A 24,504-nucleotide genomic window follows, 5' to 3' on the forward strand; every position below is an offset into this window, starting at 1 on the left:
TATTAAGTAAAAAATATTAATTAATACAAGAAGCCGAATATCCAGAGCGGTATCTGGTTAGCCCGGCCTATTTCTGCTTTATGCATGACATGTGTCACATGGGGCGTGTTTTTAACCTTGGAACCTTCACTGTAAATTCTGAAAGACATGTTCCCGTCAACTAAAAAGGAGATGTTTTTGTCTCCTTTGTGTAGTTTGTGATCCTTGTACATGGTATTCAGAAAGAATGTTTCCAAAACATCCTGTTCTTCTATTTTAAGAGGATAGATGGAGTACATCAAATTGGTATTGTGCAGCATTATTTTACAGGGCTTCTTGGGGAATTCTTCTCCCTCAGGATATACCATGTTTATTAAACGTGAATCTGCTAGATATTTGATATAATTCATCACAGTTGCCCTTGATGTTTGTATGTCACTGGCCAGTTGACTGACATTGGGCGCTTTGGGTCCGCCGACAGCCAGCAGGTATAATAATTTTTTTATCTTTGATAGATATTTTAATTCAATCTGCTTAATGAGTAGAATATCAACTTCTACCATCATATTCATAGTCTTTAGAAGATTCTCCGAGAAATTACGTTTTTCAAGAAAGAATGGGTAAAAACCATGGTGAAGATAATCCTGGAAATAATCTAAAGGCTTTACCTTAGATAAAACCCCTTTTGCAATTTGCTCATGGTTTCTAAGTATTTCATCAAGCGTGTATGCTTTGAATTTCATTCCCGTTTGTAAATTTAGAAACTCACGGAAGGAAAATCCTCTCAAATTGTAGCTTTTGACTATATCTCTTAGTTCCAAATTTTCTTCTTTCAATCTCATCACAGACGAACCGGTGAATACAATCTTAAGACCTGGAAAGCGATCATAACACATCCGAAGCTCTTTGCTCCAGCCATCGTATTTAAACACCTGGTCAATCAAAAGCACTTTTCCACCCCGACGTTGAAATTCATACGCGAAATCTACAATACTGTGCCCTGAAAAGTAGAAATTGTTCATATTTATAAAGAGACAAGAACGATCTGTTCCAAATTTCTCTTTAGCATACTGAAGCAAAAAAGTTGTTTTTCCTACTCCTCGAGTACCTTTAATACCTATCAGTCTGTCGCTCCAATCTATTTCATCCATCAGGTCGCGGCGGACAGGGGCATTAATGTGCTCAACAAGATAAGCGTGTGTGCGGTAAAATGCTTCCATCTGTTTATTGGTTTTTCGGGGCACAAATATAATCGTTTTTTCTATTATTTGCAAAGTAGAGATAGCAAAAACTCTTTTTTCTTTCATATTTTATATTTTATAACGTTGCCTCATGTCAGTCTTCCATACAGCATGTGATGCTTTAATTGACACCAGTTTGTTATTTCTTTGATTTATTTTGAAATCTGATGTTTGTTGCTTACTGTTTATACGTTGTAATCTGCTGATTTGTGATAATATGTTATAATAATGCGATTGCTTATTTAAATATGTTTTTTATTGTTTTATCTTCCGTGTTGAGTTACTTATTAACTTGAGATATGTATTCTTGCTTTTTTGTGTAATTTTGCACTTTCAATGATTAAATAATGGATGAAAAGAAACTTTATTTGTTTAATCCGGATAATGATCTGGCATTGGCAAACGGTAATGAGAATTACATGGCACCGTCCTCTGCAAGAAAGATGTCGGAAGATTTAGCGTGTCTACCTATATGGTATGCAGATGGTGATGGATTTGTGTTGGCTTCTTCTGCTTACAATAGCGATTATCTAAAGCTTGTAAAAAACAATTTTCCGTCCTTGCAGCTGGAATTGCTTACCGAACCTGAGGTACAAACACATTCCTCTTTATCCTTATCTCCATGGGGGTGGAATCATGCCATACGCAAAAGGATGTTGCAAATGGGCGTTGATGAATCCGTTTTATGCTGCTCTGAACTAATTAACCATATTAGGACCCTTTCTCATCGTTCTTCTTGGGTGGATGTACTGTCAATATTAAATCCAAATGCATTATATTGTGGTGATCCTCACTATTTTATCGAAGTAGAACAAGTTGTTGCTTTCTTGCAAAAGGAACAAAAAACCGTTCTGAAATCTCCTTTGTCGGGAAGTGGCAAAGGGTTAAACTGGTATAATGGTCTGTTAACAGGTTCACTTTCCGGTTGGATTAATCGTACTATAGATTTACAGGGTGGCATTATAGCAGAGCCTTATTACAACAAGGAGCTTGATTTTGCAATGGAGTTTTATGCAAGTGAGTGTGGAGTGATTTCATTTGTTGGTTATTCGTTGTTTCGAACTAATCCGGCAGGTTCTTACGAGGGTAATAACTTGCTTTCCGATCAAGCAATTGAAGAACAATTATCGGCTTTTATCTCCTTGGAGGATATTTATAAGCTACGTGATGAGTTAATTCAAGTATTCTCCACTCGTATTGCAGGATGTTATAATGGCTATTTGGGAGTTGACATGATGATTTGTCGTTTTGAATCCAGTCCCACGTATCGTATTCACCCTTGTGTGGAAGTTAATTTACGTATGAATATGGGTGTTGTGGCCCATTCTCTATATCAACGTTATGTATGTCCTCACAGTAAGGGTTTATTTGTTGTTGATTATGATGCAAAGGCTGGAGAATCCTTGCGCAAGCATCAGGACAGATTGAACGCTTTTCCGTTAAAGCTTAAAGACGGACGCATTCGGTCGGGTTACTTGGCTCTCACACCGGTTCATCAACGAACCCAATATACTGCTTGGGTATTGGTGGAAGAAGAATAAAAATCAGACATGAATTCTTTATTTTTCTTATAGTGGACTTTTCATCTGCACAGCCTTGCTTTCATTTCCATAGCGATCTACAGCTGAAATAGCGAAATATTCACGGGAGTCCCACGGCCGGACAGGTGCATATACATAATTAACTGATCTGATTCGTTGGGCAATGATATTATCAGGATTGTCCGTATCAACAGGGTAACTATTAGAAGCGTATATCACATAATAAGGTGCGTTTTGTTTATCATTGTCTTCAGAAGACTTCCAACTTAGTTCTGTGTATCCTCTTTGATACTTTACGGTCAGACTCTCGGGAGTTGTAGGCGCGATGGCATCCAACCAAGTCATGGCCGGCTGTAAAGCTGGGGCACTGTAATACCGATCGGCCAACTCATCGTATAGGTTTTGCGTGTTATCAATCAGGTATTTAACTCTGTAATGTCCTTGTCCCGCCAACTGGTGTGCTCTGACGAAATTAATTTGTCTTTCCACCTCATCACGTTTCCAGTTCCCTTCTGACGGGTGCAGAAAGTAAATACCTAAACCTGGAATAACCTGTCGGCCGTAACTGTTCTCCTGCCAATCGAGCGCAAATGGATAGAAACTGTTCCCGCGAAAATACATCATGGGATAAATCTGGTCTTGTATGCCTTCCTTCAACCAGGCCTGAGCATCTTGATACACCGTGAAATAAGCATTGAATCCGCGTGAAGAGTACCGTGAGGTGTCGCGAAATTTGCCTACAGGGCAAGTGCTTACTTTAACCCATGGCTTAACGGCCTTAACCCCTTTATATATGTATCTGACTATATCAGTGAGATTGTCTCTTCTCCATTGAGCGATGTTTCTGCCTTTTGCATATTGACGAAACTCTTTGTTGTCAGGGAAATGAGGCGCATTCTCCGGATAGCGAAGGTAGTCGAAATGAACACCATCTACGTCGTATCGGGTAATGACCTCGTTTACCAGCTTCATTAAATATTCTTTGGTTTCGGGGTGTCCCGGATTCAGGAACCATTCATTCTTGTAAGGAACACAGATCTTTCTGTTTTGCACAGTAACGGATTTACGGCCTAATGCAGCCACATGTTTTTTGTTGCCTAATGGGATGGTAACCATCCACGCATGACACTCCATTCCTCTTTTGTGACATTCTTCAACGGCAAAAGCCAGCGGATCGTAACCGGGATCTCTTCCTGTCTGCCCCGTGAGAATTGAATTGAACGGTTCAATGTTTGATGCATACAGTACGTCGCCACGGGTCCTGGCTTGAAACAATATGGTATTGAAATTGGCCGCTTTGAGTTTGTCGAGCATGGCTACCAATTCTGCTTGTTGTTTGCGGATGCCTGCCGGAGTTGTTGCTCTTGTTTTTGGCCAGTCGAGCCCGTAAACCGCTGTCACCCATGCAGCCCTGACTTCATACTTCGGTGCTGCTTGCATGCTCATAGTAAACACTATTGCCAGTAATGCAAATATATATCTAAACATGTATATTCTATTTATTTAAATTTCTGCAAAGGTAGTAAAAGAGTTGATATTGTTGTGTTGTTTCCTGATAATATGCTACATTTGCGCTATATAAACCAACACATCATGATTACATTTAGTATTTGCCTTGCTGCTCTTATAGCAGGCTACTTTATTTACGGGCGATTTATCGAAAGATTATTTAAACCCGACAACCGACAAACACCTGCCCTTACTCAGACAGATGGAGTTGACTTTATTCCTCTTCCTACTTGGAAGATCTTTATGATCCAGTTTCTTAACATTGCTGGATTGGGCCCCATCTTCGGCGCTATTATGGGAGCTAAATTCGGAACCTCTTCTTATCTATGGATTGTATTAGGAAGTATTTTTGCAGGTGCTACTCACGATTACCTGGCCGGTATGCTTTCCATTCGTCACAACGGTGAAAGTCTACCCGAAATCATAGGGCGTTATTTGGGGGTAACCACCAAACAGGTGATGCGAGGTTTTACCGTTATTCTGATGATATTAGTCGGAGCCGTGTTCGTTGCCGGTCCTGCTGGTTTATTAGCCAAACTTACACCCGATAATCTGGATACTACTTTTTGGATCATAGTTGTTTTTTTGTATTACATATTAGCTACTCTATTGCCTATTGATAAGATCATTGGTAAAATATATCCGCTTTTTGCAATCGCTTTGCTGTTTATGGCAGTGGGTATTTTGTTTATGTTGTATTATCATCATCCCGTTTTACCTGAATTTTGGGATGGTTTGAGCAACAAACATCCTCAGTCAGAGTCTTTACCAATTTTCCCGATTATGTTTGTCAGTATTGCTTGTGGAGCCATTTCTGGTTTTCACGCAACGCAGAGTCCACTCATGGCACGCTGTATGAAGAGTGAAATGTATGGTCGTCCCGTTTTCTACGGAGCAATGATTACCGAAGGAATTGTGGCTTTGATCTGGGCCGCGGCAGCAACCTGCTTCTTCGGAGAGAATGGCATGGAGGAAACAAATGCTTCGGTGATAGTTGATGCCATAACGAAAAACTGGCTGGGTACTATAGGCGGATTGTTAGCCGTTTTAGGTGTTATTGCAGCGCCAATTACATCGGGTGATACTGCTTTCCGTTCGGCCCGACTTATTGTTGCTGATTTTTTGGGAATGGAACAAAAAAGCATGCGTCGCCGTTTATACATAAGTGTACCGATGTTTCTAGTTGCAGTTGGACTGTTGTTATACAGTCTGCGTGACAAAAACGGTTTTGATATGATTTGGCGTTATTTTGCTTGGGCCAATCAAACACTGTCGGTCTTTACTCTTTGGGCAATCACGGTTTTCTTAGCAAAAGCGGGCAAGTTGTATTGGGTGACATTTATTCCGGCGCTCTTTATGACAGGCGTTTGCATTACTTACATCAGTATTGCTCCCGAAGGATTCGGATTGTCACAACAAGTTGCTTATGTAGTAGGTGCTGTGAGCGTTGTAACAGCTATGGTACTTTTTTACAGATGGAATAGACGAGAATGCGCATTAATGAAAAAATGATATGAAAAAGTTGAGAAAATCCAGTTGGATAGCTATTGCCTTTTTTATTTATGTAACGGCTACGGCAGCCTATTTGCTGCCAAGAAACACTGTTACTAGTGATACGGAAAAATATCTCACTCTTGCCGGAGGTTATGTTATAGTACTAGCCTTGTGGCTTGTGTTGAGAAAGAAAGAAAAGCTTCAGGAACAACGACGCCGTGAAGCTACTAATGATAACTTAAACAAATAAAAACATGAAGAAATCTTTAATGATCATTGCCTTTCTGTTTGCCGCATTGGCAGCAAAGGCGCAGTTTGAAAAAGGAACCTGGCTATTGAATCCATCGGTTACCGGACTTGATTTGTCGTACAGCAGTGCTGAGAAAACACAGTTTGGATTTCAGGCTCAGGGTGGAGCATTCCTGGAAGATAACATTGCTTTGTTAGTTCATATCGGAGCCGATTGGACTGATCCCATCGACGTTTATTCATTGGGTGTGGGTGGTCGTTACTATTTTGATCGCACAGGTGTATATATGGGAGCCGGATTAAAAATGAAGAAATGGGATTTGAAAGGTGGTGTTGAAGAAGATGATTATGCATTTGGTGTTGAAGCCGGTTATGCTTATTTTCTTTCAAAGACGGTTACTATAGAACCTGCTGTATATTATGATATGTCATTCAAAGATGGTGATTATTCCAAAATTGGTTTGAAAATAGGATTTGGCTTCTACTTTTGATAAAGAATGATAGCTTAACTGAAAGCCCCTGATTGAAAGAACATATTATCTTTTAATCAGGGGCTTTTTATGAGAGTGTATCTTGTCACTTGCCTATAGCCAGTTTTTCTTTAAGAAATTGTCCTGTGTAGCTGGCTCCACATTCGGCTACCTCTTCCGGTGTACCACAGGCAACCAAGTGTCCTCCCTTGTCGCCTCCTTCGGGGCCGAGGTCAATTACATAGTCGGCGCACTTAATCACATCCATGTTATGTTCAATGATGATAAGCGTGTGCCCCCGGCGAATCAGAGCATCGAATGCCTCAAGCAATTTTCGAATGTCGTGAAAATGTAGTCCGGTAGTTGGTTCGTCAAAGATAAACAAGGTAGGTTCAGCTTTTTCCTGACTTAAATAATAGGCCAGCTTCACACGCTGATTCTCACCACCCGAAAGAGTGGAAGACGACTGCCCCAGTTTCACGTAACCTAATCCTACTTCCTGCAACGGCAATAACTTCTTTACAACTTTCTTCTGTCCGTGAAGAGTGAAGAACTCAACGGCTTCATTCACCGTCATCTCTAATACATCATATATATTCTTTTCGTGAAAGCAAACCTCGAGTGTTTCGCTTTTGAAACGTTTGCCGTGGCAAGATTCACACTCCAACACCAAGTCGGCCATGAACTGCATTTCCACCGTAATGTTACCGTCTCCCTTACACTCTTCACAGCGCCCGCCTTCGCTATTGAAACTGAAATGCCCGGCCGTGTAGCCCATTTGCTTAGCTAAAGGTTGCTCTGCCCAAAGTTTTCTTATTTCATCATAAGCTTTGATGTAGGTTACCGGATTGCTGCGTGATGACTTACCAATAGGGTTTTGATCTATGAACTCAATGTTTTTGAGGCTTTTGACATCACCCTGTAGCAAAAGAAATTCACCCGGGCGGTCACTGCATTCATCCAGTTCCCTTTTTAAAGCTCGGTAAAAGATATCCCTTACCAGCGTGCTCTTTCCTGAACCTGAAACACCGGTCACAACCGTCATAACGTTAAGCGGAAAGCGTACATCTATTCCTTTCAGGTTATTTTCACGCGCGCCGGTTATCTCAATGTAATTATTCCACGGACGGCGATGCAATGGGAGAGGAATTTCTTCTTCGCCAAGCAGGTAGCGTACCGTATGGCTAATTGTTCCTTTGATCAGGTCTTTCATATCGCCCTCATACACTACCTCTCCGCCCAGACGGCCGGCATCCGGGCCAATGTCAATGATGTAATCGGCAGCTCGTATAATTTCTTCGTCGTGTTCAACCACTACAACCGTGTTTCCTAATTTTTGCAATTCGAGTAGCACGTGAATCAATTTGTCGGTATCCCGACTATGCAAACCAATACTCGGTTCATCGAGAATGTACAAACTACCCACCAAACTACTTCCCAACGAGGTAGCTAGGTTTATACGTTGACTTTCACCCCCCGATAGTGAATTTGAAAGGCGGTTTAATGTAAGATAGCCCAACCCAACATCAATTAAAAAACGAATGCGACTATTTATCTCAGTCAGAATGCGTCGCGCCACTTCTTCATCATGTTTGGTGAGTTGTAACGTGTCGAAAAACTTTTTTAACTCCGTGATTGGCAAGTCAACCAGCTCGCTGATGTTTTTGCCGCCTACCTTTACATAGCCGGCCTCCGGTTTGAGTCGTGTACCGTGACATTGAGGGCAAATTGTTTTGCCACGGTAACGGGCCAGCATAACCCGATATTGTATTTTGTACTGATTCTCTTCCAACATGCGGAAGAAATCATTGATCCCTTGAAAGAACTCGTTACCTTCCCACAGTACTCTGCGCTGCTCATCGGTCAATTGATAATAGGGAGTGAAAATAGGAAAATCGAACTTCACTGCATTGTGAATCAATGCATCCTTCCATTCCCCCATTTTTTCACCTCGCCAACAAACCACAGCACCGTCGTAAACTGATAATGCCCTGTTGGGTATCACCAGATGTTCGTCAATTCCTATTACTTTACCGAAACCTTCACATTTGGGGCAGGCTCCAATGGGAGAGTTAAACGAAAACATCTGGTCGTTCGGTTCCTCAAACTTGATGCCGTCGACTTCAAATTTGGTACTGAACGTATGCAAACGTGTCGTGCCGTCGGGCAGGTAAAAACGCAGCATGCACAAACCATCGCCTTCGTACATGGCAGTCTCCGCCGAGTCGGTTAACCTGCTTATGGCATCCTTACTACTTCCGGCCGTCATGCGGTCAACTAACAAATACACTTCATCGTTTTCTTTGGGTTCGTATTCTTCCATACGCACCGTCTCACCGTTTACCTCTACGCGGTTAAATCCTTGTTTGAGGTCTATTTCCAACTGCTGCTTCAAACTTCTGCCTTCGCGCAGCAATATACGGGTCAATACCATGTACCGTGTCCCTTCCGGGTATTGCAGCATACAGTTTACAATATCTTCCACACTGTGTTTCTTAACCTCTTCACCGCTCACAGGGCTGAAAGTCCGCCCGATACGGGCAAACAATAAACGCATGTATTCGTAAATCTCCGTACTGGTTCCAACGGTAGAACGTGGGTTCCGGCTGTTCACCTTTTGTTCAATGGCAATGGCGGGTGGAATGCCTTTGATGAAGTCACACTCCGGTTTGCTCATCCTTCCCAAAAACTGTCGGGCATAAGATGACAGACTTTCCACGTAGCGGCGTTGTCCTTCGGCATATAGGGTATCGAAAGCCAGAGATGACTTTCCCGAACCCGATAATCCGGTTATTACCACCAGTTTGTTGCGGGGAATATTCACATCAATGTTTTTCAGGTTGTTAACCCTTGCGCCCTTTATGCTTATATATTTGCTGTCCGACATATTGTTATCTCGTCTTAGTTTATGAATAATCAGCTTTTACCGTACAGTTTCCCGGTCCGATAATTAGCTCTGAATATGCAAAGTTAATGAATTATCTTTTATCTTTGCCCTGCATTATTATAATAAACAATGGCAATATGAAACTAAGAAAATTTTTCTTCCTTTTGGCAGCCTTGTCTTTTTCATTGGTAACACAGGCGCAAAATTATCCCAAAAGAGAATTTAGAGCTGCGTGGATTCAAACCGTGAACGGACAGTTTAAGGGAATGTCTGCCGAGAAACTCAAGCAAACGTTAACCAATCAGCTCAATTCCCTTCAGGAAGCAGGTATTAACGCCATCATCTTTCAGGTACGCCCTGAAGCCGATGCTCTTTATGCTTCCAAACTAGAACCTTGGAGCCGTTTCCTGACAGGAGTTCAAGGGCAAGCACCCGAACCTTTGTGGGACCCGATGCAATTTATGATTGAGGAATGTCACAAACGAAATATGGAGTTTCATGCATGGATAAATCCTTATCGTGTGAAAACAACTTTAAAGAGTCAGCTAGCACCTAGTCATGTGTATAATATCCATCCCGAATGGTTCGTTACTTACGGCGATCAACTCTTTTTCGATCCGGCACTTCCGGAAAGCAGACATCACATCAGCATGGTGGTAACCGATATTGTTTCCCGTTATGATGTAGATGCCATTCACATGGACGATTATTTTTATCCTTACCCCATTAAAGGATTGAATTTCCCCGACGACGCCAGCTTTGCACGTTACGGAGGTGGATTCGACAGCCGGGCCGATTGGCGCAGAAGTAATGTCAATCTGTTGATTAAAAAGATACACGAGACCATTCGTGAGCTCAAACCTTGGGTGAAATTCGGCGTTAGCCCGTTCGGTGTTTACCGTAACCAGAGCAGTGATCCGTTGGGAAGCAAGACTCAGGCATTGCAAAACTACGACGACCTGTATGCCGATGTGTTACTTTGGGCACGTGAAGGATGGATTGACTACAACATACCTCAGCTATATTGGGAGATTGGACACCCTCGTGCCGACTACCAAACACTGGTCGACTGGTGGGCAAGAAACACCTGCAACCGTCCTTTGTTTATCGGGCAATCTGTTATGAATACTGTTGAGAAAGCCGATCCTCAAAATCCGGCTATCAACCAACTACCTCGTAAAATGGCTTTGCAACGTGCTTATCAAACCATTGGTGGAAGCTGTCAGTGGCCTGCCAGTGCGGTGGTTGAGAATGCAGGCAATTACCGTGATGCCTTGATCAAGGAATACCATAAATATCCGGCGTTAATTCCTGTTTTCCATTTCATGGATAGTCAGGCACCCGATAAAGTACGAAAGGTAAAATCTGTTTGGACAGCAGATGGCTATATGCTGTTTTGGACTGCACCGAAAGCCAAGACAGAAATGGACCGTGCCGTTCAGTATGTAATTTACCGTTTTGAGAACAAGGAGAAAGTGAATCTTGAAGATCCTTCACATATTGTAGCTATCACGCGGAATACGTTCTATCAATTGCCTTATGAATCAGGTAAAACCAAATACCGTTATGTAGTGACGGCACTGGATCGCCTGCATAACGAATCAAAAAGCGTTTCTAAAAAGGTGAAGTTATAGTTCTCTCGTGAGCACCATTTAATAAAGGATGAACCCCATTACTCCGCAAATTACAATCAGGAGGATGGGGTTTACTTTATACACCTTGCTAGCAATAAACACCCCTACGAAAAGCGTGCTGCTTACCAAAAAGGTGTAGAGGTCCGTTTGAGGCGAACCAAAGTTTTCTGTAGTCATCAATACCAATACCGCAGAGGCCAATAACCCAACAATGCCCGGACGCAATCCTTTAAACACTGCTTCAATAACCGGGTGCTTCTGATATTTTAAAAAGAACTTACTGATGGCAAGCATCAGAATGAAAGAGGGGAGTACCACTGCAAAAGTGGCAATCACCGAACCCCAGAAACTACCCGTTGCCGTATATCCCACATAAGTAGCAGCATTGATACCTATGGGGCCGGGTGTCATCTGACTGACCGCTACAATATCTGTAAATTCGCCGGCGGTCATCCATTCGTGGTTGGTAACCACTTCGGCCTGTATCAAAGACAACATTCCGTATCCACCACCAAAGCCGAAAAGGCCGATCTTAAAGAAAGTATAAAACAGTTGTAAATATATCATAGCTTTAAATACTCTTTTTTACATATTTTCCCCACAAGAAACCACCTGTACTCGCAACCACAATAATCCATATCGGTGATACATCGAGCAGCCAGATAAGCAGAGCCGATGCCACCGGAATCCAAATGGTGTATCGGTTTATTCGTGCCATTTTGGCCATGTTAAAGGTAGGAGCAGCAATTAAAGCCACTACTCCCGGCCGTATTCCTTTAAATATCTTCTCAACCACCGGGTTCTCTTTAAAGCTATGGAAGAACATGGCGATAGTCAGAATGATGACAAACGAAGGCATCACCACACCTAATGTAGCGAAGAGGCTACCTTTCACCTTACGCAAACGATAACCTATGAAAATGGCAATGTTGATAGCCATCACACCCGGGGCTGTTTGTGATATGGCAAGCAGATCAAGAAACTCTTCTTTCTTAATCCATTGTCTTTTGGTTACGATTTCATTTTCTATTAGCGGAATCATGGCATAGCCTCCGCCGATGGTGAATAATCCTATTTTGAAGAAAATCCCGAATAATTTCAGGTAAATACTCATTTTATTTATTATTTAAATCTAATCTTCTCCCTTGCCGTATTTGCTGGGGCTAACTTTAAAATGTTTCTTAAATACCTCGCGGAAGTACTTGGCATCACTAAATCCGGTTAGCTCCGCTACTTCGGTTATGCTGTGCTGTTGATCCTTGAGCAACTGCGCTGCCCTCTTGAGACGGATAATCCGTACATAATCTGCCGGTGCCTGATCCGTAAGTGCCTTTAGTTTGTTGTAAAAGCTGGTGCGGCTCATATTGAGCAACGTGCAAAGCATGTCAACGTTGAACGATGGATTGGCCATGTGCTCTTCCACGTGCCTCTTAATTCCGTCTATAAACTTCCAGTCTATGTCTGTAGAACAATTCACACATTCGGCAGATGTATTGAAGTCTAAGTCGGCATATCTTTTTCGCATCAATGCTTTGTTGGTAAGCAAGTTGGTCAGCGTTGCTTTTAGAATATCAATATTGAAAGGCTTAATCACATATTCGTCGGCACTTGTTTTTAATCCTTTCATCAGTCCTTTTCTATCTTCCAGTTCAATGAGCAGTACGATGGGAATGTGAGACGTTTCGATGTTATTTTTCACTTTACTGCACAGCTCGTCGCCTCCCATGCCCGGCAAATTCATGCTGGCAATAATAAGATCCGGTTTTAGTTCTCTTACCTTATCAATAGCATCCAGTCCGTTGTGCACCACTTCCAGCTGATATTGGTCGGATAAATGTTGCACCAGAAAATCAGCAGCTTGCGCATCGGGTTCAAAGATAAGCATGCGGCTGGCTGTTACCGTGGGCACAACCACCTCTTCGGCAGTAAGCAGAGTCAAAGAACTACTTTCTGTGGGTGGCAACACCTCGGTATGAGTTATCTGATTGATGAGTCGAACAATGGTGTTGGCATTTCGGATGGCTGTGTTCAGGTTACCAACTCCTTCATTCGTAAGCGTATCATTGGTCAGTGTTTCTTCCAGTGGTTTTCGTATGAGTTCAACCGGTGTGCGCATGTTCTGCACCACATCGGTAAAAGACTGAAGTTGTTCTTCCGCTCTCTTTAGTTCTTGTTTCAAAGCAGAGTTTCTCATCATGAGATAGATACAGATTCCGATCAATACAATAAACAGCAAGATGGTTCCTGTTGCGTATTCAATTTGAGCATCATCCGGAGTGAAAGCATACGTTTTTTTCGTTGCTGCTGTAAAGATGAGAAGTAGCATCGTCATTCTTTTCATGGCTGTCTGCTTTTATAAAGTTGAACAAATTTTAGTCATCCCAATACAAACTTACTTATTATTTTTGAACAATCAAAATATGTGATTGGTAAAAATTACACAAATAAAAAGTCCCCGTTCATCTTTTAAGGTAAAAAGTTAACGGGGACTCTCATTTAATGTTTCATTATTTTTTCCTTGTTTCAATCCAGTTACGGGCATTGACAAATGCTTCTATCCACGGTGTAACCTGATCACCCATTACCCGGTTGGCCGGATAATAAGCATTTTGCCAAGGGAAGATGGCACGTTCCAGGTGAGGCATCATAGCCAGGTGGCGACCGTCGGCACTGGCAAGTGCTGCTACCGAATAATCGGATCCGTTAGGATTGCCCGGGTATTCATCGTAGCTGTATTTGGCTACCACATTGTATTTGTCTTCCTCATAAGGAAGAGAGAACTTTCCTTCTCCGTGAGCCACCCAGATGCCCAATTTACTGCCGCTCAACGAGCCAAACATGACACTGCGGTTTGTCGGAATAGTTACCCCAACGAAAGTCGATTCGAATTTGTGCGAATCATTGTGTAACAACTTACCCTTCTTTTCGTGTTCCGGGTTAATCAGTCCCAGCTCCATCATCAACTGACAGCCGTTGCAGATACCCAATGACAAGGTATCTTCGCGGGCATAGAAGTTATCCAGAGCCGCTTTGGCCTTTTCGTTGAACAAAAATCCGCCGGCCCATCCTTTGGCAGAGCCTAGTACGTCAGAGTTTGAGAACCCACCGCAGTAAACCACCATGCTTACGTCTTCTAAAGTTTCACGTCCGCTGATCAGGTCGGTCATGGTAACATCCTTTACATCGAATCCGGCCAGATAAAGCGAGTACGCCATTTCACGTTCGCCATTCGTTCCCTTTTCGCGGATGATGGCTGCACGTATGCCGTTTGGTGTGCGACGGTCGGGGTCAATGCCGTATTGAGAGAACTTACCCTTGAAAGAAGGTGCGAACACCGTTTCGATGGGTTGCATACGGAAGTTCTCGAAACGTTTCTTGGCACAACCGTTCATCGACTGTTTACGGTCGAGCAGGTAAGACGATGAATACCAAACATCGCGCATGTAATCAATGCCGAACTGGTAAGTAGCCTCCCCTTTGGTCACCAAAATATGGCGTTCGTCGGTAGGTTTACCTATTTTCACGAAACCTACTCCGGCATCTTCCAGCAATTTGCTGATCTCATCCTTATGCTTGTCTTTCACCTGAATCACGATACCCGGATTTTCGGCAAACAGAATCTTAACAATATCTTCTTCTTTCAGCTTGTTGAGGCTTATCTCCATACCCCCTTCTACGTTTGCAAAACACATTTCAAGTAACGTAGTAATCAAACCACCGGCTGAAATATCGTGTCCGGCCATGATGAGCCCCTTATTAATCAGCGCTTGTACGGCAAGGAATGCATCGCGGAAATACTCGGCCTCCTGCACAGTGGGAACATCATCGCCTACCTTGCCCAGCGACTGAGCGAAAGCAGAACCTCCCAGCTTGAACGTGTCAAAGCTGAAGTCAATGTGATAGAAAGACGATTTATCGTCGTTGACCATTACCGGTGAAACCACCTTCTTAACGTCGGACACCTCTCCACCTGCCGATACGATTACCGTACCCGGAGAAATAACCTTGCTGCCGTCGGGATACTTCTGAGTCATCGACAACGAGTCTTTTCCCGTTGGCACATTGATTTGCAGCGCGCAGCAGAAATCACTCAACGCTTTGACAGCAGTGTAAAGACGGGCATCTTCCCCTTCTTGCGAGCGGCAAGGCCACATCCAGTTGGCAGAAAGTGATACACTATCCAGACCTTCGGCCAGCGGAGCCCACACCAAGTTGGTCAGCGATTCGGCAACAGAAAGTACCGAACCCGCAGCCGGATCGGCCAGAGCCGCTTGCGGTGCATGCCCGATGGAAGTAGCAATACCCTTTTCTCCACGGTAATCGAGTGCTACTACTCCACAGTCACTCAGTGGAAGCTGAATCTCACCCTGACATTGCTGGCGCGCCACCTTACCCGTTACCGAGCGGTCTACCTTATTTGTTAACCAATCCTTGCAAGCCACTGCTTCCAGTTGCAAAACCTGAGTCAGATACTCGTGCAGGTTGGCCACATCATACGTCGGATTATCGTAATGTCTTTCAACCGTTTTATCAATCATGTAAGTTTTGGGCGATGAGCCGAACATCTGCTCTACTGCTAAGTCGAACGGACGAACCCCGTCTGCTTGCTGAAACGCAAAACGCTGATCGCCTGTTGTTTCACCCACCACATACATCGGCGCCCTTTCGCGTTCGGCAATCTTACGAACATGCTCAATGGCTTCCTCCTTAATAAGGAGTCCCATGCGCTCCTGCGATTCGTTGGCTATAATCTCCTTGGCCGACAATGTTTTGTCGCCAATGGGCAGTTTATCCATTTCGATAACCCCACCGCACTCTTCAACCAGTTCCGACAAGCAGTTAACGTGTCCTGCCGAACCGTGGTCGTGAATAGAAACAATGGGATTCTCCTCCTCTTCGCACAAAGCACGCACCACGTTATTGGCTCGTTTCTGCATTTCGGCGTTCGCCCTTTGCACCGCATTCAGCTCAATGCCGCTACTGTAACGACCCGTATCTACAGAAGAAACAGAACCGCCACCCAGTCCGATGCGATAGTTATCGCCACCAATTACTACCACCTTGTTGCCCGCTTCGGGGTGACCTTTCAGGCAGTCTCTTTGCGTGCCATAACCCACACCACCGGCAAGCATGATCACCTTATCGTAACCATACACCTCGTTGTTTTCGGTATGTTCAAAGGTCAGTACCGAACCACAGATAAGCGGCTGGCCAAACTTGTTTCCAAAGTCGGATGCTCCGTTAGATGCTTTGATGAGAATCTGTTCCGGTGTTTGGTACAACCATTTGCGAACTGGAAGAACTTCTTCCCACTCGCGGCCTTCCTCCGTACGCGGATACGAAGTCATGTACACCGCTGTTCCGGCAATAGGCCATGAACCTTTACCGCCACCCATACGGTCACGAATCTCACCACCGGTACCGGTTGATGCACCGTTGAACGGTTCAACCGTAGTAGGGAAGTTATGTGTTTCCGCCTTGAGTGAAATCACTGTTTTAATATCTTTGATGATAAAGTAGTCGGGTTTGGAGTGATCGGCAGGAGCAAACTGTTCCACAACCGGTCCTTCGGCAAACGCCACATTATCTTTGTAAGCAGATAAAATCTTGTTGGGGTTTTCCTGCGTTGTTTTCTTAATCATTTGGAAAAGCGAAGATTCCATCTCCACCCCATCGATAACGAATGTACCGCCAAATATTTTGTGACGGCAGTGTTCCGAGTTGATTTGGGCAAAGCCGAATACTTCCGAGTCGGTCAGCTTACGTCCCAGGTCGTTTTCCATCTTCTTGAGGTAATCCATTTCCTCTTTAGAAAGGGCCAGACCTTCTTTCTCGTTATAAGCCTCCAGATCTTCGATGTACACAATCGGTTCCGGTTGGCGGTTGGTTACGAATACATCCTGATTCAACCCTTTGTACAAGCGTTGCAACATGGGATCGAAATCGGCGTTTTCATCTTTCACGGGGAAGTATTCTTCTATGCGAAGAATGCCGTCAATCCCCATGTTTTGAGTGATTTCAACGGCATTCGTACTCCAGGGAGTAATCATCTCGCGTCGTGGCCCGATAAAACAGCCATGCAGGTTATCTTCACTTTCCGCAGCGGCATCTCCAAAGAGCCAGCAGAGTTTCTTACTATCATTCGTGGTAAGTTCGTGGTTGCAGTCAACGGCAATCACGCTTGTGGAAGGAGTTCTGAAAAAAAAGATCATATTGAATTACGAGTTATGAATTACGTATTGTAAATGATGCGGCAAAGATAACGAAAAAATGTTTGTGCTCCGAATATTTTAATTACTGTTTTTTAGAAGTTGCCGATGGATGTGCTTCACCTGTTAATGCTTTTTCTTTCGTTGAACCGTAGCCCCAAATAATAATGTCTCCGTCTTTAGGTTCAATATCTATTTGGGTATCGGCACCTCTCAGTTTAAAATAGATTATAACTGATTGTTTGGAGGCGACAGGTTTGCCATTCTCCATTTTGGGTAACCATGTCGGTGATGCCTTTAATGCTTTAATAGCATACTCTGTACATTGCTTATCGAACTGCTTTACCGGTATAAAATCTTTCAAGTTTCCATTCTGATCAACGATAAAATCAATAACAACTTGCCCCTGCAGATTGTCTTCCTGAGCAGATAAAGGATATTTAATTGTCTTGGAGAGAAATTCTTTAAATGAATACTCGCCTACGCAACATTCAGCCTCCCTGTTAGTCTTCTTTTCTTGTGCTGATGCTGGGTTGTGGAAGCTTAACAATAGAATGAAAAATAATAATTTAGCTTGCATAATTAATAAAGGAATAAATATTATAATACTTCGTTTAATAGAAACAGAGTGGCAATATATAGTAAAAGTGTTGAACTAGCAAATTGCGAAACTAAAATCTTTAGGACGGGCTACTCTACATAAAAAGTATGAAAAAAAGTATCACCAAGTATCACCAACCTTATAATTGGCTTATAATCAATCTTTTATGTGTGATACTTGCCTCAAAAAAAGCCTCACCAAGTATCACCAAGTATCACCAACTTTTTTGCAGTGATTCCTTACAAGTATGTAGCTGTTTATTGCTTGTATATAAGGCTTTTCATAAGCACGTTTCTGCGATTTATTTTGCAAGTGAGCAATTTTCGTCTCCACCCGGATGTACAGACTTTGTACACCCCCATGTACACGGTTTGTAGACCCGGGTGTACAATTGCTGTACACCCGGGTCTACACGAAGATTTGCAACGAGCAGTCAACCTGTATCAACAGAGTAAATGAATGTCAGATACATATAATTGACACATCCCTCGTTTTTGGCATTAACAAAAAGGATGGAAATTTTCGCTGATTAGACACACAAAAGGATGCTTTTTTCTTATTCTAAGCAATTTGTCACGAAAAAACGTTAACACATTGCTCTCTTTTCATATAAAAATACGATATTTGCGGCATGTTTGAAATTGAAGTTACCATATTGGACTTGCTGATCAAGGGTTTCATAGTGGGCATTGTGGTCTCAGCACCACTAGGGCCTGTTGGGGTTCTTTGTATACAGCGCACACTAAATAAAGGGCGGTGGTATGGCTTTATAACAGGCCTTGGAGCTTCGCTTAGCGATATTGCTTATGCCCTGCTCACAGGCTACGGAATGAGTTTTATATTCGATTTTATAAATGCCAACCTGTTTTATCTGCAGTTGTTGGGAAGCATCATGCTATTGGGCTTTGGGTTTTATACGTTTCGCAGTAACCCGGTGCAGTCTATTCGTCCTATATCGACAAACAAAGGATCTTATTTTCACAATTTTATAACGGCTTTTGCCGTGACACTATCTAATCCGCTTATCATTTTCTTATTTATCGGTTTGTTTGCTCGCTTCGCATTTGTGTTGCCCGGCATGCCCGTGTACGAGGAGGTGATTGGCTATCTGGCCATTCTGCTAGGTGCTTTGTCGTGGTGGTTTGGCATTACTTTTTTTGTGAGTAAGGTGAGAACACGCTTTAACTTGCGCGGCATCTGGCTGATAAACCGCATTATTGGCGGTGTAGTGATGGTGGTATCTTTATTGGGCTTCATTTTTACGCTTTTGGGCGCTTCATTCTATTAAAATTATGTACATAGCACAACATTTGAAAGCTAAAAACATAGCTGAGTACCTTCTGTATATGTGGCAGGTAGAAGATTTGATCCGCGCAAACGAATGCGATTTGGATAAAATTGAGCAACAAGTAATCCGGAATTATGATTTGCCTTCGGAGCAAAAACAGGAACTAAGGCAGTGGTATGCTGATTTGGTGAATATGATGCGCGAAGAGGGAGTGAAGGAAAAAGGACACCTGCAAATTAACAAAAATGTAATAATCGGATTAACCGATTTGCATATGCAACTGTTGCGTTCACCTAAATTTCCGTTTTATAGTTCAGCCTATTATAAGGCACTGCCCTTTATTGTTGAGCTCAGGTCCAAGGGAAATAAGACAGATGAACCGGAATTGGAAACATGTTTCGAAGCACTTTATGGTGTCATGTTGCTGAGACTACAGAAGAAAACGGTTAGTGATGGCACGGCTAAGGCTTTGGAGGCTATTACAAATCTGCTTTCCATGCTGGCTAACTATTATGATAAAGATAAAAAAGGAGAATTAGATTTAGATTGATATGAATATACTGATAACCGGAGCAAACGGACAATTGGGAAACGAGATGCGCAATTTGTCGGCAGACCATGCGCAGCACAACTATTTTTTCACTGATGTACAAGAATTGGATATCTGCAACAAAGAGGCTGTGGAAACATTCATCTCTTATAACCATATTGATGTGGTGGTCAATTGTGCAGCCTATACGGCCGTAGATAATGCCGAAGACAACAAGGAACTTTGTGATAAGCTTAATCACCTGGCACCGGGTTACCTGGCTGCTGCGGCACAGAGTAGGGGAGCTTCCGTTATTCATATATCAACAGATTATGTGTTCAATGGCACCAATCATATTCCTTATACGGAAAAGGAACCAACTTGTCCTACTTCCGTATATGGTTCCACTAAGCTGGCGGGTGAGCAAGTAGTGTTGCAGAACTGTGAAAAGGCGGCTGTGATTCGCACAGCGTGGCTATATTCTCCGTATGGTAACAACTTTGTGAAGACCATGATTCGTTTAGGACGCGAACGCGATACGCTGGGTGTGATCTTTGATCAGGTAGGCACACCTACCTATGCCCGCGATTTGGCTGTGGCCATTTTTGCGGTTATAGAAAAAGGAGTGGTAAAGGGTGTTTATCACTTTAGCAATGAAGGGGTGTGCTCGTGGTTTGATTTTACGTTGGCCATTCATAAGCTGGCCGGTATCAATAACTGTAAGGTGCGTCCGCTGCATACGGCCGATTACCCTACCAAAGCAGCCCGTCCGCATTATTCAGTGCTTGATAAGAGTCTTATCAAACAGACTTATGGCATTGAAATTCCTCATTGGGAAACTAGCTTGAACGAGTGTGTGCATTTGTTGCTTCAAGCAGAAAAAGAATAAAAACAATAAATATACAGCGAGTAATTTAGCAAGATGAATGAAATAGACAGGAGGCGTACGTTCGCCATTATCTCTCACCCCGATGCGGGTAAAACAACACTGACGGAAAAGTTGTTGCTCTTCGGAGGTCAGATTCAGGTAGCCGGTGCCGTTAAAAGTAATAAGATTAAGAAGACGGCAACGAGTGACTGGATGGAGATTGAAAAACAGCGTGGAATTTCGGTAACGACCTCTGTGATGGAGTTTGATTACGGAGACTACAAAGTGAATATTCTTGATACACCGGGCCACCAGGATTTTGCGGAAGATACTTTTCGCACATTGACCGCTGTTGATAGTGTAATTATTGTGGTTGACGGTGCCAAGGGTGTGGAAGCGCAGACTCGTAAACTCATGGAGGTGTGCCGCATGCGTAATACGCCGGTAATTATCTTCGTCAATAAAATGGACCGCGAAGGTCGTGATCCTTTCGATTTACTCGATGAACTGGAAGAGGAACTGCACATCAAAGTGCGCCCGCTCTCATGGCCTATCGAACAGGGTATCCGTTTCAAAGGGGTGTACAACATTTATGAAGGGAAGCTGGATCTTTACCAACCGTCTAAACAGGTAGTAACCGAGAAGGTGGAACTTGACTTGGAGAGCGATGAGCTCGATAAGCAAATTGGCACGGAACTGGCCGAAAGACTTCGTTCGGAATTGGAACTGGTAGACGGTGTCTATTCTGAATTTCAGGTAGATGATTACTTGAAAGCGGAGATTGCTCCTGTGTTCTTTGGATCTGCTTTGAATAATTTTGGTGTAAAAGAGTTGCTCGATTGTTTTGTGGAAATTGCTCCCAGTCCGCGTGCCGTGCAAGCGGAAGAACGTGAGGTAATACCCGAAGAACCTAAGTTTACCGGTTTTATTTTCAAAATAACAGCTAACATTGACCCCAACCACCGCTCTTGTGTGGCTTTCTGTAAAATCTGCTCGGGAAAATTTGTACGTAATGCACCTTACCTGCATGTTCGTCACGGTAAGAGCATGCGTTTTTCATCGCCCACGCAGTTCATGGCACAGCGTAAAACAACGATTGATGAGGCTTGGGCGGGTGATATCATTGGTTTACCCGACAATGGTACATTTAAGATAGGTGATACGCTTACGGAGGGAGAAATGCTTCATTTCCGTGGCTTGCCAAGTTTCTCGCCGGAGATGTTTAAATACATTGAAAATGCTGACCCTATGAAACAAAAACAATTGGCCAAGGGAATTGATCAGTTGATGGATGAGGGTGTGGCACAGCTTTTTGTGAATCAGTTTAACGGTCGTAAGATTATTGGTACGGTAGGACAGCTTCAGTTTGAAGTTATTCAGTATCGTTTGCTGAATGAGTATAACGCTTCTTGCCGTTGGGAGCCCGTGAGTTTGTATAAAGCTTGCTGGATTGAGAGTGACGATGCGGCTGAACTAGATGCTTTCAAGAAACGGAAGTATCAGTTTATGGCTAAAGACCGTGAAGGACGCGATGTATTCCTGGCGGATAGCAACTACGTGTTACAAATGGCTCAAATGGACTTTAAGAACATTAGATTCCACTTTACAAGTGAATTTTAAGTGTTTTATGATAAATTTCTTGGGATGCGCTTTCAAAAAGCGCATCCCAAGTTGTATAGTAAAGTTTGTCTAGCCAGCTAGCTATCTTAGTGAAAGCTGATATCTTAAATATTGTATATGCTATGCAATCTATTGATGCTACAAAGATAGGTAGTAAATAGACACTATGCGTTATAAATACTATAACACTTGAAAAACATAAGTACTTGATTATCAATGTACTATGTTTTTGTACTATAACACTTGCTACTTGCCGATGCTAATTGGTCATTCTTTCTTTGAGCCTGTAACGCCTTTGGTTGATAACTTGCGTATTGGTGCTTCCAAAGCAGTAGGCTATAATTGAGGAAGGCAAATTGTTCTTTTCGAGGCAGAGAAAAATAATATCTTCGTCAGTTAACCGGGGATGTCGAAGACGTAACTCTGTTATCGAATCATTGTAAATTGCAAAAATAGTATCTCTTAGTGATTCTTGATCGGATAGATTTAATACATTGATTTTCTTCTTGTCGGCTGTATCTTGTTTGGCTAGTTTATTAATTTTCTTGTAAATAGCACTTTGTCTGAAGAAGGCATGTTGCACTTCCTCTCTTTGTTGATACAAGTCTTTTATTTCTTGCTCTTTATTTTGTATCTCGGCAGTATAGCTCTCTTGCTCTTTTCTTAAATAAGTGAGCATTGTTTCATTTTGCGTGATGCGTGTTTGCAATATTTTCATATCTTGATTCATGCTATTTATTTTACGCTCATATCTTAGTTGGGCTGTTTTCTTACGTTTGCTTATTTGTTGCAGAATGACAATCAAAATGAGGATAGCTATTATGGCAGCGGTAATGATCAATGCATTACTTAGTTGCATCTCGCCTTTGTGTTTTGCTATTTTTACTTCGGCTTCATGTTGATAACCTAACTTCTGTATCTCCGATGATTTATCTGCTGCGGCTATAGAGTCAATTACGTCTGTGTATTGCTCCAAATGATTATAAGCACTTTTATAATTATGCCTGTCTTTTTCTATTTCTGCTAAACTGGCATGTGATATAGCGAGAGCTTCAACATCTTTGGTGTTTAGACTGGCTTCCAGATAATAGCGGGCAGAGTCTGTTTGTCCTTTTTCAAGGTATATGCGCCCAATTGAAGATAGCCACTTGGATGTGTTCGTCTTACCTGTCGTGAAACTCAAAGCCTTTTTTGCATAATATAAGGCGCTGTCGGGCTTATCTGTGCTTTCGTAGAAAACACTGGCATGTTGTAATGTATTGCTTATGTAACAAGAATCATTTATCTCTTTTGCCAACTGCATTTCCATGTTTAGAAAATGATGGGCTTTTTTATTATCAGAATCAACTAAACAGACGCTCGAAGCCATACTGGAAGCATATATCATTGCTTTTTTATCGTTGATAATAGAATAATATTTTAATGCAGTGGTGTATTTTTCGAGTGCTTCTTTGTAGATGGCCTGGTCAAAATAGATGTTGCCCAAGTCTTCATACACCATTCCTTTAAAACGAATTTCGCGAGGTGTATGACCGAATTCCTTCAACGAGCCGAAATAGTATCCCATGGCTTCGTCTTCCATACCCATTGCGGTTAGGAGTCGGGCTTTATAGAATAGCGACCTGCCTTTGTGGAACCCTTTGCGATAATAATCAATGGCAAGGTTGAGCAGGGAATCACAGGGAAGTAAATTACGTTCATTCCTATCGGAAGCATGCGATAACAAGAGTCCGTAATATGCATTTTCTTCTTTACTAGAAAGGGAATCAAGTGAGATTTGTTGTAAAAGAGTTAATGCTTGTTGTGGATCTGAATAAATTAGTGAATCAATTTGTCTTAGTTCACTCATGTATTTGTGATCAGTGTTGCATCCGTAAAACAAAAAGGACAGAATAGAATAATAAGTTATATATTGTATTAAGCACTTGATTTTCATAACTTTTGTAGTTTGCTTTGCGGCAAAGGTAATGTTATTATTGCATATTTACACCGTATTCATTGGTTTTGTAATTTAATAAACGAACCGAATTTTGCAAACTTTTTCTTGACTGCACTGTTTATTCTTATAAAAAACAATGCTATGATGAAAAAACGATTTATTTTTTTAGTGGCAGTTATTGTTGTGTTGGCTCACCAATGGTCTTTGTTGGCATGTACCGGAATTACTCTTCATTCTAAAGACAGTGCTTATGTGCTGGCTCGTACAATGTATAACAGTGCCATTCGTTGCATTGATTTGAATACAATTAATTTTGAGAAGATCAAGTATCGTGATGCTGCTCTTGATGGCTCAAAATTGCAACCGGTACATACTCTTAATTTATTTAATTAGCTTTTTTTATTCATTTATGCGTTTATTTTATAAGATTTAATTTCTATTTTGTG

General features: G+C 42.4%; 18 protein-coding genes and 1 pseudogene. 10 read left to right on the plus strand and 9 right to left on the minus strand.

Translation table 11 applies throughout. The features are described 5' to 3' along the window. Positions 1–20: 20 nt before the first annotated feature. Positions 21–1,199 carry an ATP-binding protein gene (locus ACKPCE_RS07645; RefSeq protein WP_024997108.1) on the minus strand — a complete coding sequence of 393 codons (1,179 nt, stop codon included), beginning with the start codon at positions 1,197–1,199 and terminating at the stop codon, positions 21–23. A gap of 368 nt (positions 1,200–1,567) precedes the next feature. Here ACKPCE_RS07645 and ACKPCE_RS07650 point away from each other — a divergent pair, with 368 nt between their 5' ends. Next, positions 1,568–2,761, plus strand: coding sequence for a hypothetical protein (locus tag ACKPCE_RS07650; RefSeq protein WP_319504723.1), 1,194 nt, complete (start codon positions 1,568–1,570; stop codon positions 2,759–2,761). A gap of 27 nt (positions 2,762–2,788) precedes the next feature. On the opposite strand, the gene ACKPCE_RS07655 is transcribed toward ACKPCE_RS07650, so the two are convergent. Continuing rightward, positions 2,789–4,249, minus strand: a complete 1,461-nt coding sequence (locus tag ACKPCE_RS07655) for a glycoside hydrolase family 10-like protein (RefSeq protein ID WP_319504724.1) — start codon at positions 4,247–4,249, stop codon at positions 2,789–2,791. Positions 4,250–4,354: 105 nt separating this feature from the next. Here ACKPCE_RS07655 and ACKPCE_RS07660 point away from each other — a divergent pair, with 105 nt between their 5' ends. Genes ACKPCE_RS07660 through ACKPCE_RS07670 form a run of 3 tightly spaced genes read left to right on the plus strand, consistent with a single transcriptional unit; the run spans position 4,355 to position 6,504 of the window. Then, complete coding sequence (locus ACKPCE_RS07660; RefSeq protein WP_319504725.1) at positions 4,355–5,782, plus strand: carbon starvation CstA family protein; 1,428 nt, start codon at positions 4,355–4,357, stop codon at positions 5,780–5,782. 1 nt (position 5,783) lies between these two features. After that, positions 5,784–6,014: a hypothetical protein gene (locus tag ACKPCE_RS07665; protein ID WP_276964364.1), complete on the plus strand. Its 231-nt coding sequence runs from the start codon at positions 5,784–5,786 to the stop codon at positions 6,012–6,014. Between the two features lie 4 nt (positions 6,015–6,018). After that, positions 6,019–6,504, plus strand: a complete 486-nt coding sequence (locus ACKPCE_RS07670) for a hypothetical protein (protein ID WP_319504726.1) — start codon at positions 6,019–6,021, stop codon at positions 6,502–6,504. Between the two features lie 85 nt (positions 6,505–6,589). Here the strand turns inward: ACKPCE_RS07670 and uvrA are convergent, their stop codons facing one another. Next, entirely contained in the window at positions 6,590–9,370 is a 2,781-nt protein-coding gene (gene uvrA / locus ACKPCE_RS07675; RefSeq protein ID WP_319504727.1) for an excinuclease ABC subunit UvrA, read from the minus strand. Positions 9,371–9,456: 86 nt separating this feature from the next. Here uvrA and ACKPCE_RS07680 point away from each other — a divergent pair, with 86 nt between their 5' ends. Continuing rightward, positions 9,457–11,004, plus strand: a complete 1,548-nt coding sequence (locus ACKPCE_RS07680; protein ID WP_319504728.1) for a glycoside hydrolase family 10-like protein — start codon at positions 9,457–9,459, stop codon at positions 11,002–11,004. Positions 11,005–11,022: 18 nt separating this feature from the next. Here ACKPCE_RS07680 and ACKPCE_RS07685 read toward each other — a convergent pair whose 3' ends face one another. The 5 genes and pseudogenes from ACKPCE_RS07685 to ACKPCE_RS07705 all read right to left on the minus strand — a co-directional run bounded on the left by ACKPCE_RS07685 (position 11,023) and on the right by ACKPCE_RS07705 (position 17,793). Then, entirely contained in the window at positions 11,023–11,571 is a 549-nt protein-coding gene (locus ACKPCE_RS07685) for a chromate transporter (RefSeq protein WP_319504729.1), read from the minus strand. A gap of 4 nt (positions 11,572–11,575) precedes the next feature. Then, a complete protein-coding gene (locus ACKPCE_RS07690; protein WP_319504730.1) occupies positions 11,576–12,118 on the minus strand; it encodes a chromate transporter in 543 nt (180 codons plus the stop codon). A gap of 18 nt (positions 12,119–12,136) precedes the next feature. After that, positions 12,137–12,892, minus strand: a pseudogene (locus tag ACKPCE_RS07695) (helix-turn-helix domain-containing protein); the annotation flags it as partial. A 619-nt stretch (positions 12,893–13,511) separates the two neighbouring features. Further along, positions 13,512–17,216 (minus strand): phosphoribosylformylglycinamidine synthase, encoded by a 3,705-nt coding sequence (purL, locus tag ACKPCE_RS07700; protein ID WP_319504731.1) that lies wholly within the window; start codon positions 17,214–17,216, stop codon positions 13,512–13,514. An 82-nt stretch (positions 17,217–17,298) separates the two neighbouring features. Further along, the gene (locus tag ACKPCE_RS07705; RefSeq protein WP_276964376.1) at positions 17,299–17,793 is read right to left on the minus strand and encodes an energy transducer TonB; all 495 of its coding nucleotides are present in this window, start codon (positions 17,791–17,793) and stop codon (positions 17,299–17,301) included. Positions 17,794–18,445: 652 nt separating this feature from the next. On the opposite strand from ACKPCE_RS07705, the gene ACKPCE_RS07710 reads away from it, so the two are divergent. Genes ACKPCE_RS07710 through ACKPCE_RS07725 form a run of 4 tightly spaced genes read left to right on the plus strand, consistent with a single transcriptional unit; the run spans position 18,446 to position 22,119 of the window. Further along, positions 18,446–19,102: a LysE family translocator gene (locus ACKPCE_RS07710; RefSeq protein ID WP_319504732.1), complete on the plus strand. Its 657-nt coding sequence runs from the start codon at positions 18,446–18,448 to the stop codon at positions 19,100–19,102. 4 nt (positions 19,103–19,106) lie between these two features. Continuing rightward, entirely contained in the window at positions 19,107–19,652 is a 546-nt protein-coding gene (locus tag ACKPCE_RS07715) for a DUF4924 family protein (protein WP_024997100.1), read from the plus strand. Position 19,653: 1 nt separating this feature from the next. After that, complete coding sequence (rfbD, locus tag ACKPCE_RS07720; protein WP_319504733.1) at positions 19,654–20,520, plus strand: dTDP-4-dehydrorhamnose reductase; 867 nt, start codon at positions 19,654–19,656, stop codon at positions 20,518–20,520. A gap of 33 nt (positions 20,521–20,553) precedes the next feature. Then, positions 20,554–22,119: a peptide chain release factor 3 gene (locus ACKPCE_RS07725; protein WP_319504734.1), complete on the plus strand. Its 1,566-nt coding sequence runs from the start codon at positions 20,554–20,556 to the stop codon at positions 22,117–22,119. 259 nt (positions 22,120–22,378) lie between these two features. Here the strand turns inward: ACKPCE_RS07725 and ACKPCE_RS07730 are convergent, their stop codons facing one another. Further along, positions 22,379–23,968 (minus strand): tetratricopeptide repeat protein, encoded by a 1,590-nt coding sequence (locus ACKPCE_RS07730; protein WP_319504735.1) that lies wholly within the window; start codon positions 23,966–23,968, stop codon positions 22,379–22,381. Positions 23,969–24,199: 231 nt separating this feature from the next. Here ACKPCE_RS07730 and ACKPCE_RS07735 point away from each other — a divergent pair, with 231 nt between their 5' ends. Then, on the plus strand, positions 24,200–24,451 hold the full coding sequence (locus ACKPCE_RS07735; protein ID WP_319504736.1) for a hypothetical protein: 252 nt from the start codon (positions 24,200–24,202) through the stop codon (positions 24,449–24,451). Positions 24,452–24,504: the final 53 nt, after the last annotated feature.

This window comes from Bacteroides graminisolvens, from assembly GCF_963666085.1.
Classification (GTDB): Bacteria; Bacteroidota; Bacteroidia; order Bacteroidales; family Bacteroidaceae; genus Bacteroides; species Bacteroides graminisolvens.

What these genes read in the sequence shown, in the direction of transcription:
- ACKPCE_RS07645 (WP_024997108.1), bottom strand. Translation starts at nt 1,199, where the DNA reads ATGGAAGCATTTTACCGCACACACGCTTATCTTGTTGAGCACATTAAT.
- ACKPCE_RS07650 (WP_319504723.1), top strand. Translation starts at nt 1,568, where the DNA reads ATGGATGAAAAGAAACTTTATTTGTTTAATCCGGATAATGATCTGGCA.
- ACKPCE_RS07655 (WP_319504724.1), bottom strand. Translation starts at nt 4,249, where the DNA reads ATGTTTAGATATATATTTGCATTACTGGCAATAGTGTTTACTATGAGC.
- ACKPCE_RS07660 (WP_319504725.1), top strand. Translation starts at nt 4,355, where the DNA reads ATGATTACATTTAGTATTTGCCTTGCTGCTCTTATAGCAGGCTACTTT.
- ACKPCE_RS07665 (WP_276964364.1), top strand. Translation starts at nt 5,784, where the DNA reads ATGAAAAAGTTGAGAAAATCCAGTTGGATAGCTATTGCCTTTTTTATT.
- ACKPCE_RS07670 (WP_319504726.1), top strand. Translation starts at nt 6,019, where the DNA reads ATGAAGAAATCTTTAATGATCATTGCCTTTCTGTTTGCCGCATTGGCA.
- uvrA (WP_319504727.1), bottom strand. Translation starts at nt 9,370, where the DNA reads ATGTCGGACAGCAAATATATAAGCATAAAGGGCGCAAGGGTTAACAAC.
- ACKPCE_RS07680 (WP_319504728.1), top strand. Translation starts at nt 9,457, where the DNA reads ATGAATTATCTTTTATCTTTGCCCTGCATTATTATAATAAACAATGGC.
- ACKPCE_RS07685 (WP_319504729.1), bottom strand. Translation starts at nt 11,571, where the DNA reads ATGATATATTTACAACTGTTTTATACTTTCTTTAAGATCGGCCTTTTC.
- ACKPCE_RS07690 (WP_319504730.1), bottom strand. Translation starts at nt 12,118, where the DNA reads ATGAGTATTTACCTGAAATTATTCGGGATTTTCTTCAAAATAGGATTA.
- purL (WP_319504731.1), bottom strand. Translation starts at nt 17,216, where the DNA reads ATGATCTTTTTTTTCAGAACTCCTTCCACAAGCGTGATTGCCGTTGAC.
- ACKPCE_RS07705 (WP_276964376.1), bottom strand. Translation starts at nt 17,793, where the DNA reads ATGCAAGCTAAATTATTATTTTTCATTCTATTGTTAAGCTTCCACAAC.
- ACKPCE_RS07710 (WP_319504732.1), top strand. Translation starts at nt 18,446, where the DNA reads ATGTTTGAAATTGAAGTTACCATATTGGACTTGCTGATCAAGGGTTTC.
- ACKPCE_RS07715 (WP_024997100.1), top strand. Translation starts at nt 19,107, where the DNA reads ATGTACATAGCACAACATTTGAAAGCTAAAAACATAGCTGAGTACCTT.
- rfbD (WP_319504733.1), top strand. Translation starts at nt 19,654, where the DNA reads ATGAATATACTGATAACCGGAGCAAACGGACAATTGGGAAACGAGATG.
- ACKPCE_RS07725 (WP_319504734.1), top strand. Translation starts at nt 20,554, where the DNA reads ATGAATGAAATAGACAGGAGGCGTACGTTCGCCATTATCTCTCACCCC.
- ACKPCE_RS07730 (WP_319504735.1), bottom strand. Translation starts at nt 23,968, where the DNA reads ATGAGTGAACTAAGACAAATTGATTCACTAATTTATTCAGATCCACAA.
- ACKPCE_RS07735 (WP_319504736.1), top strand. Translation starts at nt 24,200, where the DNA reads ATGATGAAAAAACGATTTATTTTTTTAGTGGCAGTTATTGTTGTGTTG.